10 protein-coding genes and 1 tRNA gene are annotated in these 13,266 nt (G+C 57.4%); 1 reads left to right on the plus strand and 10 read right to left on the minus strand.

Annotated features, from left to right (window positions below; all coding sequences use genetic code 11):
• Positions 1 to 63 precede the first annotated feature (63 nt).
• Complete coding sequence (locus tag D3870_RS12595) at positions 64 to 972, minus strand: DMT family transporter (RefSeq protein ID WP_119742045.1); 909 nt, start codon at positions 970 to 972, stop codon at positions 64 to 66.
• Between the two features lie 111 nt (positions 973 to 1,083).
• The gene (gene typA / locus D3870_RS12600) at positions 1,084 to 2,919 is read right to left on the minus strand and encodes a translational GTPase TypA (RefSeq protein ID WP_119739581.1); all 1,836 of its coding nucleotides are present in this window, start codon (positions 2,917 to 2,919) and stop codon (positions 1,084 to 1,086) included.
• Positions 2,920 to 3,093: 174 nt separating this feature from the next.
• On the opposite strand from typA, the gene D3870_RS12605 reads away from it, so the two are divergent.
• Positions 3,094 to 3,924, plus strand: coding sequence for a M48 family metallopeptidase (locus D3870_RS12605; protein ID WP_119742047.1), 831 nt, complete (start codon positions 3,094 to 3,096; stop codon positions 3,922 to 3,924).
• Between the two features lie 7 nt (positions 3,925 to 3,931).
• Here the strand turns inward: D3870_RS12605 and truB are convergent, their stop codons facing one another.
• The 8 genes from truB to D3870_RS12645 form a co-directional block, all read right to left on the minus strand.
• Complete coding sequence (gene truB / locus D3870_RS12610; RefSeq protein WP_119739583.1) at positions 3,932 to 4,867, minus strand: tRNA pseudouridine(55) synthase TruB; 936 nt, start codon at positions 4,865 to 4,867, stop codon at positions 3,932 to 3,934.
• Between the two features lie 55 nt (positions 4,868 to 4,922).
• Positions 4,923 to 5,309, minus strand: a complete 387-nt coding sequence (gene rbfA, locus D3870_RS12615) for a 30S ribosome-binding factor RbfA (protein WP_119739585.1) — start codon at positions 5,307 to 5,309, stop codon at positions 4,923 to 4,925.
• 68 nt (positions 5,310 to 5,377) lie between these two features.
• Complete coding sequence (gene infB / locus D3870_RS12620) at positions 5,378 to 8,188, minus strand: translation initiation factor IF-2 (protein ID WP_119739587.1); 2,811 nt, start codon at positions 8,186 to 8,188, stop codon at positions 5,378 to 5,380.
• A 50-nt stretch (positions 8,189 to 8,238) separates the two neighbouring features.
• Entirely contained in the window at positions 8,239 to 9,798 is a 1,560-nt protein-coding gene (nusA, locus tag D3870_RS12625; RefSeq protein ID WP_119739588.1) for a transcription termination factor NusA, read from the minus strand.
• Positions 9,795 to 10,280, minus strand: coding sequence for a ribosome maturation factor RimP (gene rimP / locus D3870_RS12630; protein ID WP_119739589.1), 486 nt, complete (start codon positions 10,278 to 10,280; stop codon positions 9,795 to 9,797). Before rimP ends, nusA begins: the two co-directional genes overlap by 4 nt.
• A 289-nt stretch (positions 10,281 to 10,569) precedes the next feature.
• Positions 10,570 to 12,138, minus strand: coding sequence for a 23S rRNA pseudouridine(2605) synthase RluB (rluB, locus tag D3870_RS12635; protein WP_242489963.1), 1,569 nt, complete (start codon positions 12,136 to 12,138; stop codon positions 10,570 to 10,572).
• Entirely contained in the window at positions 12,116 to 12,949 is an 834-nt protein-coding gene (scpB, locus tag D3870_RS12640; protein ID WP_119739591.1) for an SMC-Scp complex subunit ScpB, read from the minus strand. The genes rluB and scpB overlap by 23 nt, the downstream gene beginning before the upstream one ends.
• Before the next feature lie 164 nt (positions 12,950 to 13,113).
• Positions 13,114 to 13,190 (minus strand) — tRNA-Met (locus tag D3870_RS12645).
• Positions 13,191 to 13,266 lie beyond the last annotated feature (76 nt).

A 13,266-nucleotide genomic window follows, 5' to 3' on the forward strand; every position in this document is an offset into this window, starting at 1 on the left:
AAAGCAAAAGGCCGCCAGATCCTTCATCGTCCGGCGGCTTTTTTTGATGTGAATGTATGTGCGTCAGACCGACGACTTCACGCCACCGCCGCGCACCGTCGAGCGCATCGCCGACAACTCGTTGAATACCAGCGCTCCCATTACGATCGCACCGCCAATCAGCGTCGCCTGCGCAGGCACTTCGCCAGCGCCAAGCCACGCCCAGATGGGCCCGAGCAGCACTTCCAGCAAGGCAAGCAGGGACACTTCCGGTGCCGACAGCGCCTTCGTCGCCTTGACCATCATCATGCACGGCAGGCCGAGCTGAAAGAAGCCGAGTACGGCGAGGATCGCGACATCGTGCCACGATGCCTGAACCGGCCACGCCAGCGGCAGCATCAGCCCCGCCGAGAAAATGCTTCCCAATAACACCGCAGGAACAAGATCGACGCCATGCCCGGCCTTCTTGATCGCGATCAGATTGATCGCCGCTGCCACCGGCACTGCGGCAGCAATCAACATGCCGAGCAAATGCCGTTCGCCCACGCCGCTCATGCCGTGCACGAACATCCACGCAATCCCGATCGTCGCTGCCACGATCGCACCCCATGTGCGCGCCGGAATCGCCTGCTTCAGGATCAGCCATGCAAGAAACGCGGTGAGCAAGGGCGATACGCTCATCACGACCAGCGTGTTCGCCACCGTGGTTTTCGTCAGCGCAATCATGAAGCAGCAGAACATCACGCACCACATCATGCCCGACAGCACGCCGAGCCGTCCGCCGGAACGAACGGTCCTCATCGCTTGCGGCACGCCCTGCTGCCAGACGAGCACGGCTGCGACAAACAGCGCAGAAAAGAAACTGCGCCAGAACGTGACTTCAAAACCGCGCGCCGCGTCGAGATGCCGCGTCAATACGCCGGCAATGCTCCACAAGGTCGCGGCACAGACCATCATGAGAATTGCCCGCCGGTGCGTGTTCAGAAATGCCATGACATGCATTGCCTTCGCATAAAAAATCGGCCCGGTTACCACCAGGGTAACCGGGCCATTATTGCTGTCGCAATCTCTTGCACCCCGTCTTCCGGGCGTTCGATCAAGCCGTTACGCTGCTTCGCGCGAAGCCTTCTTGCGCTCGTGCTCCTTCAGGTGGCGCTTGCGCAGGCGAATGCTTTTCGGCGTGATTTCCACCAGCTCGTCATCCTCGATGAATTCGACCGCATACTCCAGCGACAACTGGATCGGCGGCACCAGACGCACCGCCTCATCGGTACCCGATGCGCGCACGTTGGTCAGCTGCTTGCCCTTGATGGGGTTCACGACCAGATCGTTGTCGCGCGAATGGATGCCGATGATCATGCCTTCATAGACCGGATCGTTATGGACGACGAACATGCGGCCGCGATCCTGCAGCTTCCACAATGCATACGCCACCGCCGCGCCGTCATCCTGCGAAATCAGCACGCCGTTGCGACGGCCCGCCATCTCGCCCTTGGAGACATCCACCGGTGCGTATTCGTCAAAAATATGGCTCATCAAGCCGGTGCCGCGCGTCAAGGTCATGAATTCCGACTGGAATCCGATCAGCCCGCGTGCCGGGATGCGATATTCCAGACGCACACGTCCCTTGCCGTCCGGTTGCATATCCTGCAAATCGCCGCGACGACGGCCCAGTTCTTCCATCACGCCGCCCTGATGTGCGTCTTCGATGTCCACGGTGAGCAATTCGAACGGCTCGTGACGCACGCCATCGATCATCTTGAACACGACACGCGGCCGCGACACGGCCAATTCATAGCCTTCGCGACGCATGTTTTCCAGCAGAATCGTCAGGTGCAACTCGCCGCGGCCGGACACTTCAAACGTGGTGTCGTCGCCGGTATCGGTCACACGCAGCGCCACGTTGGATTTCAGTTCGCGGTCGAGACGGTCGCGCAGTTGGCGGCTGGTCACGAACTTGCCTTCGCGACCCGCGAGCGGCGAATTGTTGACCATGAAGTTCATGTTCAGCGTCGGCTCGTCGACCTTCAGCATCGGCAACGCATCTGGTTGATCCGGAGCGCAGACGGTGGTGCCAATGTTCAGGTCTTCGATACCGTTGATCAGCACGATGTCGCCGGCAGTGGCTTCGTCAACCAGCACGCGCTCGAGGCCTTTGAATTTCAGCACTTGATTGACACGCGCCTTTTGCGGCGTACCCTCGGGGCCATTCATGATCACCACGTCTTGCAATGCCTTGACGCGGCCGCGGGTGATACGACCAATACCGATCTTGCCGACATAGGAGGAATAATCCAGCGACGTGATCTGCAATTGCAGCGGACCATCGGGATCATCATCGCGCACCGGCACGTGCTGCAGCACGGCGTCGAACAGCGGCGTCATGTCGCCCTCACGCACTTCCGAATCCAGGCTGGCATAGCCGTTCAACGCAGAGGCGAAGACCACCGGGAAATCCAGCTGCTCGTCGGTTGCACCCAGCTTGTCGAATAGTTCGAACGTGGCATTGATCACCCAGTCAGGACGCGCGCCCGGACGATCGATCTTGTTGACAACAACGATAGGCTTCAGTCCCAGTGCCAGCGCCTTGCGGGTGACGAAACGCGTCTGCGGCATCGGACCTTCAACGGCATCGACCAGCAGCAACACGCTGTCGACCATCGACAACACACGCTCCACTTCACCGCCGAAGTCGGCGTGGCCCGGAGTATCGACGATGTTGACGTGAGTACCCTTGTATTCGATCGCGCAGTTCTTCGCCAGAATCGTGATACCGCGTTCTTTTTCAATATCGTTCGAATCCATCACGCGATTATCAACTTGCTGGTTGTCGCGGAAGGTGCCGGATTGGCGCAACAATTGGTCGACAAGCGTGGTCTTGCCGTGGTCAACGTGGGCGATGATGGCGATGTTGCGCAGAGCGCGTTTGGTGTTTGACATGGTCGTGGAAACAGGGGGCGGAAAACCCAAAATTATAGCATGCTGCGCCACACGAATCTTTAAAAGACCTGATATTTCAAGGAGTTGCTGCTTCCATGAAATTTTTCGAAAAGTTGCTTTCCGCTAATTTATACTCGGGATCCTCTGCACTTTGCAAAACTGTCATTCCATATGATGCGAAAGATTCTTTTCGTCAGCCTGGCGGCACTCCTCGCAGCCTGCGCACAAGTCAGCACGACAGCGCCGGGCACCGTCGGCGTCAACAGGCCGCAATACATGGCATTTTCGTCGGACAGCTTCAATCGTTCCATGGCAAGCTCCTACAGCCAGATGATGCAGGACGCCTCGAAGAAGAACACCTTGAATCAAGATCCGGCATTGACAAGGAGAGTCAATGCAATTGCCGGCCGTCTGACCCCGCATACGCAGATATTCCGACCCGACGCGCCGAAATGGAAATGGGAAGTGAATGTCATCACATCCGACCAGCTCAATGCCTTTTGCGCGGCGGGCGGAAAGATCGCGTTCTACAGCGGGATCATTGAAAAACTGAAGCTCACCGACGATGAAATCGCCGCCATCATGGGGCACGAAATTGCGCATGCATTGCGCGAGCACGGCCGCGAGCGCGCATCTCAGCAAATGGGTACACAACTCGGATTGGTGGTGGCGAGCATCGCGATCGGCGCAAATCAGAGTCAGATGGGACTGGCGGGCGACATGTCGAAATACCTCTATTTGCTGCCCAACAGCCGCGAGCACGAGACCGAGGCCGACCGGATGGGTGTCGAATTGGCGGCACGCGCAGGCTACGATCCGCGCGCCGCAATTTCAGTATGGCGCAAGATGCAGGGAATGGGCGAAAGTCAGCCGCCTCAATTCGCGAGTACCCACCCATCGCATCAAACGCGCATCGCCGATCTGGAAAGATACAGCGCGATGGTGATGTCGCTTTACGAAGCCGCCTCGAAAAAACAGCGTCAATCAACCGCTCAGGCGCAATGAATGCGCCTTACGAGCCGGCCGTTGCAATCAGCCGCTCAGGCGCAAGCACACCATATTCCATTAGCTGCGCCGTGCCGAGCAAAACGTCATCCGCAGCACGATAGACGCGCACACGCCCTGCGGTTTCCGGCAATGCAAGGTTCTCCTTGCCCAGCGCAAGCCGTTGTCCATGAAGGAAGCGCCTTGCCAATTCTTCAGGCAGTGTCACCGCAGGAAAGGATGAGAGCAAGGCATCAACCGGCGCCAGCGCGTTGACACGCTCAGTTTCCGGCATGCTGCCAAGCACATCCAGCGTTACCGCGCGATCAAGTGAGAGCTTCCCGACAGCAGTGCGCCGGAGCGCCTGAAGGTGCGCACCGCACCCCAGGGCCTCGCCGATATCCTCACCCAATACGCGAATATAAGTACCTTTGCTGCAGGTGACGCTCAAAGTAAGGAAGGGCGCGCGGTAGTCAACGATATCGAGCGCATGAATGCTCACGCGCCGCGCTTCACGCTCCAGCGTGATGCCGGCGCGCGCGTATTCGTACAACGGCTTGCCGTCACGCTTCAAGGCGGAATGCATCGGCGGGATCTGCTCTATCTCGCCGCGAAATTGCGGCAATACGGCTTCGATCTGCTCACGCGTGACACCAACCTCACGCTCGTGCAATACAGGGCCTTCGGTATCGCCAGTGCTCGTGACAATGCCCAGATGGACAACCGCTTCATAAGTCTTGTCTGCGTCCAGCAAGTCCTGTGCGAATTTGGTCGCCTCGCCAAAGCACAAAGGCAGCAAGCCGGTTGCAAACGGATCGAGCGTACCGGTATGCCCGGCCTTTTGCGCATTCAACAAGCGCTTTGCCTTGATCAGAACATCGTTGCTGGAATGCCCGGCGGACTTGTCGAGCAGAAGTACGCCATGGATCGGCAGGCGAATCTTTTTGGGCGAAGGTTGCGCCATGTTTTCGTAAAAAATCCGTCGGGAACTGCCGCGCGGATGCGGCAGGCAGAGGGCTTCAGTCTTCCGAATCCCTGGCGCGCGTCGCGTTCGCCTCATCGATCAGCCGCGACAGTTCCATGCCGCGCGCAGTCGAGACATCGTGAACAAAGTGCACTTCGGGAATGGTATGGATGGTCAATCGCCTGCCGAGTTGGCCGCGAATGAAGCCTGCCGCTTTGCGCAAGCCGGTCACCGTGTTTTGCACCGCTTCGGGATTGTCGACCAGCATGGTGAAAAACACCTTTGCGTGAGCATAATCCGGCGTGACCTGCACTTCTGTAATCGTGATCATCCCGACGCGCGGGTCCTTCAGTTCGTACGCGATGATTTCCGCCAGATCGCGCTGAATCTGATCGGCAACGCGTACGCCGCGGCCCGGAATGGATTTGCTGTGTTTAGCCATGCTGTGAGAATCGGTCTCTGCTTGATTGTATCGGCGGACCGCGATAACGCAATCCGCCGCATACACTGTTACAGAGTACGTGCAACTTCCTGAACTTCAAAGACTTCCAGTTGATCACCTTCCTTGATGTCGTTGAAGTTCTTCAGCGACAAGCCGCATTCAAAGCCGGCCCTCACTTCCTTCACGTCATCCTTGAAGCGCTTGAGCGAGTCAAGTTCGCCTGTCCACGTGACGACATTATCACGCAACAAACGCACCGACGAACCGCGTTTGACCAAACCGTCCAGCACGTAGCAGCCTGCGATCGCGCCAACCTTGCTGACATGGAATACCTGGCGAATTTCCACCAGGCCCAATGCCTGCTCGCGCTTCTCCGGTGCCAGCATGCCCGACATTGCCGCCTTGATCTCGTCCACCGCATCGTAAATGATGTTGTAGTAACGAATGTCGATACCGCTGGTTTCGGCCAGTTTGCGCGCTGAAGCATCGGCACGCGTGTTGAAGCCGATGATGACCGCCTTGGAAGCCACGGCAAGGTTGACATCGTTTTCGCTGATGCCGCCGACTGCCGCATGCACGATCTGCACCCGAACTTCGTTGGTGGACAGTTTCTGCATGGCGTGAACCAGCGCTTCCTGTGAACCTTGTACGTCTGACTTGACGATCAATGGCAGGTTTTTCACTTCACCTTCTGCCATCTGGTCAAACATGTTCTCCAACTTGGCCGCTTGCTGCTTTGCCAGCTTGACGTCGCGGAACTTGCCTTGACGGAACAACGCAATTTCACGCGCCTTGCGCTCGTCGGTCATCACCATCACTTCTTCGCCAGCCGCCGGCACTTCGGTCAAGCCCTGAATCTCGACCGGGATCGAGGGGCCCGCTTCGGCAATATTCTTGCCATTCTCGTCCAGCATCGCGCGCACACGGCCGTACGAAGAACCAGCTAACACAATGTCGCCGCGCTTCAAGGTGCCGGATTGCACAAGGACGGTCGCAACCGGACCACGTCCCTTGTCGAGCTTGGCCTCAATAACCAGGCCTTTGGCAAAGGCATCCACAGGAGCCTTCAATTCCAGGACTTCCGCTTGCAGCAGCACGTTTTCCAGCAACTCATCAATGCCCTGACCGGTTTTCGCCGAGACAGGAATGAAAGGCGACTCGCCGCCGTACTCTTCCGGCACCACCTGCTCCGCGATCAGTTCCTGCTTGACGCGCTCGGGATTGGCACCCTGCTTGTCAATCTTGTTGATAGCAACAACGATCGGTACGCCTGCAGCCTTTGCGTGGGCAATGGCTTCCTTGGTCTGCGGCATCACGCCATCGTCAGCCGCCACGACCAGAACGACGATGTCGGTCGCCTTGGCACCGCGGGCACGCATCGCGGTAAACGCCTCGTGACCAGGAGTATCAAGAAAAGTGATGATGCCGCGCGGCGTCTCGACGTGATATGCGCCGATATGCTGCGTGATTCCACCCGCTTCACCGGCTGCCACCTTCGCGCGGCGGACCGAGTCGAGCAGCGACGTCTTGCCATGGTCAACGTGGCCCATCACCGTCACCACCGGGGCGCGAGGCAACGCCTCGGCATCCGCATGAGCGCCAGTCTCTTCAAGCAGCGCTTCCGGATCGTCCAGCTTGGCCGCGAACGCCTTGTGCCCCATTTCCTCGACCAGAATCATGGCTGTTTCCTGATCCAGCACCTGATTGATCGTCACCATCTGGCCCAGTTTCATCATGTGCTTGATGAGCTCGGAAGCCTTCACGGACATCTTGTGAGCCAGTTCGGCAACGGTCAGCGTTTCAGGCACGTACACGTCCTTGACAATCGCTTCGGTCGGCGCCTGGAAATTGCTCTCGCGCTGTTCGTCGCCATGCGAGGAGCGCCGCCCTTTCGACCCGCTGCGCCAGCCGTCGCGCCCCGTGCTTGCACCGGCGGTATTGCCGCGTGTCTTGATGCCGCCACGTTTTTTCGCAGCATCATCCTGCCACGTGGACGACACGTTGGCGGACTTGATCGCCTTCTTGTCGCCGACCGCAGGCTTCTTGTCGTCCTTCTTTTCACCAACCTTCTTGTCGGCGGGCTTGTGCAATGTGCCCTCCGCGCCCTTTGCCGCAGGTGCAGCCGGCTCAGGCGCCTTCATTACCTTGCGCGGCGCATTCATCATGGCCTTGATCTGCGCAACCTCATCGGCAACCATCTTGCGCGCACGCTCCGTCGCAGCCGCCCGCTCGGCAGCTTCCTTCGCTTCCTGTTGTGCAGCCTTCTTCTTGGCTTCTTCCGCAGCGAGGCGGCTTTGCTCGTCGGCTGCGGATCGTTCCACCGCCATTGCCTGCTTCGCGTTATCTTCGGCTACTCGCTGCTCTTCCAGTTCCGCTTCGCGCATTGCCTTCGCCTGCGCTTCTTTCTCAGCCTCCAGCTTGGCCAAACGCTCCTGTTTCTCGCGCAGATCCGCTTCCTGGCGGGCGATCAATTCGGCCTGACGCCGCGCCTCTTCTGCGCGACGTGCCGTCTCGGCTTCGTCAACGACGGGAGCGACGACCGGCTTCGATGTTGGCTCTTCAACGACAGCAGGCTCATCGCGCTTGATGAACGTACGTTTCTTGCGCACTTCCACCTGGATCGTGCGCGACTTGCCGGTCGAATCGGCTTGCTTGATTTCGCTTGTTTCCTTGCGAGTCAAGGTGATTTTTTTCTTCTCGCCTTCCGGCGTCGCGCCATGCGAACGACGCAGATGACTCAAAAGCTTGTCCTTGTCGTCTTTGGACAGCGGATCGGACGCCGAACTTTTCTCGACGCCCGCTGCTCGCAATTGAGTCAGCAGCAAGTCCGCAGGCATCTTCAGTTCGGTGGCAAATTGGGCTACGTTGGTACTCGCCATTCAGTCCTCTTTTCTATGTGACGGGGCAGATGATATTGGTGCGTTCCGGATCATTTGGCTTCAACGAGATCCCACGCCTTGGCCTGCAATGCTTTGGCACGATCGTCGTACTTGGCATCGATCAGCCTCATCTCATCATCAGTCACATCTTCAAATTCATTGTCAATCAATTGACGTGCGCGCTCCGACGGCAATGCCAGAATCGCGCCAAATTCGTCATAGGCCAGACCGGCAAAGGCCTCAACTGTCTTGATGCCAGCCAATCCCAGCTTGCCGGCGGTAACGCGGTCAATCCCTTCCAGGTTGGCGAGCCCGTCTTCCATTCCCTCCAGCCCCTCTTCCGAGGCGATTGCTTCGGTTACCAACGCATCGCGGGCGCGGTTGCGCAATTCGTTGACCGTATCCTCATCAAATGCCTCGATTTCCAGCATTTCATTGATTGGCACGTAGGCAATTTCTTCGAGCGTGGCAAAACCCTCTTCCACCAGAATGTCAGCAACCTCCTGGTCAACATCGAGTTTTTCCATGAAAAGCACACGAATTGCTGCCGTCTCCGCAGCAGACTTGTCCGCAGACTCCTCGGCGGTCATGATGTTGATCTGCCAGCCGGTCAACTCCGATGCCAGACGCACATTCTGACCGCCGCGACCGATTGCGATCGCGAGATTTTCCTCGTCCACCACAACATCCATCGCGTGCTTTTCTTCATCGACCACGATCGAAGACACGTTCGCCGGAGCCAGCGCACCAATGACAAACTGCGCCGGGTCTTCCGACCAAAGCACGATATCGACGCGCTCGCCGCCGAGTTCGCCGGTCACGGCCTGAACGCGCGAACCACGCATGCCGACACACGTGCCGATCGGGTCGATGCGCTTGTCGCTGGTGAATACCGCAATCTTTGCCCGCACCCCGGAATCGCGCGCGGCAGATTTGATCTCCAACAGGCCCTGTTCAATTTCCGGCACTTCGAGTTCGAACAACTTCATGATGAACTGCGGTGCAGTGCGCGACAAAATCACCTGAGGTCCGCGCGCATTGCGGTCGATACGCAAAATGAAGGCGCGAACGCGATCGCCGATGCGCAGATTTTCCTTCGGAATCATCTGGTCGCGCGGCAGGCGCGCTTCAATCTTGCCGGACTCCACAATGGCATCACCGCGCTCCATGCGCTTGATGGTGCCCGTCACGAGCGAGTCGCCACGCTCCAGGAAATCGGCAAGAATCTGTTCACGCTCCGCGTCGCGAATCCGCTGCAGCACTACCTGTTTGGTATCCTGGGCAAATCGCCGTCCGAAATCCACCGACTCGATCGGCTCTTCAATGTAATCGTCGACCTCGATATCCGCAATCTGCTCTCTCGCTTCGAACAGCAGCACTTCCTGATCGGGCAATTGCAGACCCGCCTCGTCGGGCACGACATGCCAGCGGCGGAAGGATTCAAACTCGCCATTATCGCGATCGATGGAAACGCGGATGTCCACGTCGCCCTCGTAGCGTTTCTTGGTCGCTTGCGCGAGCGCATGCTCGAGCGCCCCGAAGACGATATCCTTATCGACATTTTTCTCACGTGCTAGCGCATCGACCAACAACAATACTTCGCGACTCATGCTTTGCGGCTCCTAAAGTCCACTTTCGGCACCAACCGTGCCTTGTCCACATCGGCGAGCGTAAACTCGAGCATCGCCGGCCCTTCTTTTCCTTCAAATTCCAGTTTCAGCTTGTCGCCTTCGGGAGCATGCAAAACCCCCTGAAACGACTTGCGATTTGCCGCACCCGGCATCGGCATGCGCAGTTTGACAACCGCCTCATATCCGGCAAAGCGTACATAATCGGACGCCTTCTTCAGCGGACGATCCAGCCCTGGCGACGAAATCTCCAAACGCTCATAGTGCGCGTTTTCCACCGTCAAGACATGCGAAAGCTGGTGACTCACTTTTTCACAGTCCTCGACCGTAATACTGCCCTTGTCAGCATCCTCGATCGGAAAATCGATATAAACGCGCAACAAGCCATGAGCTGCCTGTTCCATATCGACCAACTCGTAGCCCATGCCCACGACGGTTTTCTCAACCAGTTCCAGCAACCGCAAAGCGATTCTCCGTATCGTTTAACGGGTCGTCGTGACCCGACTCGGTAAATTATTCAACAAAAAAAAAATGGGCATCTGCCCATCTTCTTATCATTACGCCCGCCCGCAACCGATTCGCAAATCGAAAACTACGGAAGTGTCTTGCGTTAACTATCTAATTATAAACGACAAATTTACGAGTCGCAATCGAAAGCGCCGCTCAGAAACGAACATTTCACCGTGAAAATATTCAACACACCCCAACCTAGTCACTGCGAACAACGTACCAGCCCCCAAGCATTGACGATCGTTATCGCGGGCGCCGCCGTGGAACGCCTTGCAGCGACATATCGTTGCGTTGCCGGCTGCCATTGCGACGCGGCTGCTCCATTCCCGGAAAGCCGAGAGCGGTCTGCAAAGGATCGGGCTGCCTCGCACGTGCCTGCCCTTGATTGCGCCCTTGTCCGCGTGGTTGTTGACCACGCTTCTGCCCCTGGTCAAACGCAACATTCCCGTTTCGTTCGCCTTGTCGATCCGGACGGTCACTGCGTTCCTTGCCCTGCTTGCCGCCAACCGCTTTTTCCAATCCGCTCAAAGCCATCAAGTCGCGTACCGCATTCTCATCCAACTCCTCCCAGCGGCCACGTTTCAACCCTCTCGGCAGGCTCATCGCGCCGTATCGTGTGCGGATCAGGCGCGATACAGTCAATCCAATTGATTCGAACATCCGGCGCACTTCGCGATTGCGTCCCTCACCAATGGTCACGCGATACCAACGATTGACCCCCTCGCCTCCACCATCGGCGATTTTGGAGAACTGTGCGACGCCGTCTTCCAGATCCACACCGCCGAGCAACTTTTGACGCATCCCTTCCTCGAGCTCACCCAGGGTTCGCACCGCATATTCGCGCTCAATGCCATAACGAGGATGCATCAGTCGGTTGGCGAGATCACCTGATGTCGTGAACAGCAACAAGCCCTCCGTATTGAAATCAAGGCGTCCGACCGCGAGCCATTTGGCTGCCTTCATGTTCGGCAAGCGATCAAACACCGAGGGACGTCCCTCAGGGTCATTATGACTGACGATTTCACCCGCCGGCTTGTGGTAAACAAGAACACGCGGAGGGCGTTTGGTGATTTTTCGCTGAATCAGCTTGCCATTGATGCGAACCTGGTCGGTCGGCAAAATACGCTGCCCGATATGGGCAGGTTCGCCATTCACGGAAACGCGTCCGGCAATAATCAATTCTTCCATGTCACGGCGTGAACCCAGGCCGGCTTCCGCCAAAACCTTGTGCAACTTGGGGGCATCGTCCTCGGCCGTCAAATCGCGACGCACATTTTTCACAGCACCTTGACGACCATCGCGACGCGATGCGCCTTGGTCATCACGATCCGCGGCGTGACTGTCAAACGCATCGGATGTCACGAATGAAAATACATCATCCGCTTCGACATTCTTCGAGCGGGTACGCGCCGCTGTCTTATCCCTTCCCGCACTACCGCCTTGCTTGTTACGCGTCTGTTGTGCCGGTTGTCGATCGCTTCGTTTGCGGCCGTTGCGCGGGGTTTGGACTGGATCGCGCCCATTGCCGCCGCCATTGGCGTCGCCAACTTTCACGTCACCAACCGACTCGCGAGAATCGGCGATCTTTGCCGTGGAGTCAGCATCGTTCGAACGTGGCGTACGCGCCCGACGCAGACTGCGAGGTCCGCGCACACCACGCTTCGCCGGCTTCGACCTGGATTCCTCGGCCGGCACACCATTCACGGGCAAGATTTCAACTGCCCTGCTCGCGACTTCATGCTCTTTGCGCTCCGAAGAGGCCGGGGTGTCCGCGCTGGCGGCTGACACTTCATTGGGGATAGGCTGATTCATCATTTGATTCTTGGCTATTCTGACCGGACGCGGTTTCAACCGGCAATTGTGGCGCCGTGTCATCAGACACGGCTTCGGCTACATACAATGAAACGGGCGATACACCATCCTGCTCAATAGCGTTTTCCTGACTTTCGACCGCAGCGAGAACTGGAAATACCTCAGCATCTGCAATGGAACCATCAGCGGATGCAAAGTTCATTGATGTTTGATCCAGCCCTGCCTGAATGCCGGTGTGAGCCTCCATTTGTGCCAGCATCCCGCCTTGCATGCCCTCTTTGGTCATCTGCTGCAATGGCGGCAATTGATCAAGAGAAGTCAATCCCAGATCATCCAGAAATTGTTTGGTCGTCGCAAACAGCGATGGCCGGCCCGGCACATCCCGGTGACCGATGGCTTCAATCCAGCCACGATCTTCCAGCATCTTGATGGTTTGCGAATTGACAGTGACGCCGCGAATTTCCTCAATGTCGCCACGCGTCACTGGTTGTCGATATGCAATGATCGCGAGCGTTTCGAGTGTCGCGCGCGAATATTTGGGTGGCTTTTCAGGATTCAGCCGTTCAAGGTACTTCTTCATTTCGGGACGACTCTGAAAACGCCACCCCGTGGATAGGCTGACGATTTCGATACCCTTGCCAGCCCAATCACTGCGCAACTCCTCAAGCATCAGCTTGATGGTATCAGCACCGACTTCTTCACCATTTTCGCCGCCATCCGCATAGAGCTTTTTCATGTCATGAATGGACAATGGCTCATGAGCGCACAACAGCGCAGTTTCGAGGACTCTTTTCGCCTCAATAGTATTCATGTGCAATTTTGTGCGTCTTGTTGTTTGGTAACAATATGCAGATGCTACAGTCATCGACAGGCATCCGTGATGCTTGCCCGGTTAGAAAACCCGTTTGATGCTGCCTCGCGACGCCCGATTTAGAGGATGTGTAATGCCGAGCGGGAATTAAGGCTTTAGATACTTGGTTGCGGGGGCAGGATTTGAACCTGCGACCTTCGGGTTATGAGCCCGACGAGCTGCCAGACTGCTCCACCCCGCGTCTGAAGAGAAGAATTATATCCCGCATCGGCAATCAACGCAAATACAATCGGCTTCACATCGCGGGTGATACACTT

It is taken from the genome of Noviherbaspirillum cavernae (assembly GCF_003590875.1).
GTDB classification, from domain to species: domain Bacteria; phylum Pseudomonadota; class Gammaproteobacteria; order Burkholderiales; family Burkholderiaceae_D; genus Noviherbaspirillum; species Noviherbaspirillum cavernae.

Bases quoted from the DNA above. Each gene is read 5' to 3' on its own strand.
- scpB (WP_119739591.1), bottom strand. From the start codon at position 12,949: ATGAATACTATTGAGGCGAAAAGAGTCCTCGAAACTGCGCTGTTGTGC.
- typA (WP_119739581.1), bottom strand. From the start codon at position 2,919: ATGTCAAACACCAAACGCGCTCTGCGCAACATCGCCATCATCGCCCAC.
- infB (WP_119739587.1), bottom strand. From the start codon at position 8,188: ATGGCGAGTACCAACGTAGCCCAATTTGCCACCGAACTGAAGATGCCT.
- truB (WP_119739583.1), bottom strand. From the start codon at position 4,867: ATGGCGCAACCTTCGCCCAAAAAGATTCGCCTGCCGATCCATGGCGTA.
- rbfA (WP_119739585.1), bottom strand. From the start codon at position 5,309: ATGGCTAAACACAGCAAATCCATTCCGGGCCGCGGCGTACGCGTTGCC.
- D3870_RS12605 (WP_119742047.1), top strand. From the start codon at position 3,094: ATGCGAAAGATTCTTTTCGTCAGCCTGGCGGCACTCCTCGCAGCCTGC.
- D3870_RS12595 (WP_119742045.1), bottom strand. From the start codon at position 972: ATGGCATTTCTGAACACGCACCGGCGGGCAATTCTCATGATGGTCTGT.
- rluB (WP_242489963.1), bottom strand. From the start codon at position 12,138: ATGAATCAGCCTATCCCCAATGAAGTGTCAGCCGCCAGCGCGGACACC.
- nusA (WP_119739588.1), bottom strand. From the start codon at position 9,798: ATGAGTCGCGAAGTATTGTTGTTGGTCGATGCGCTAGCACGTGAGAAA.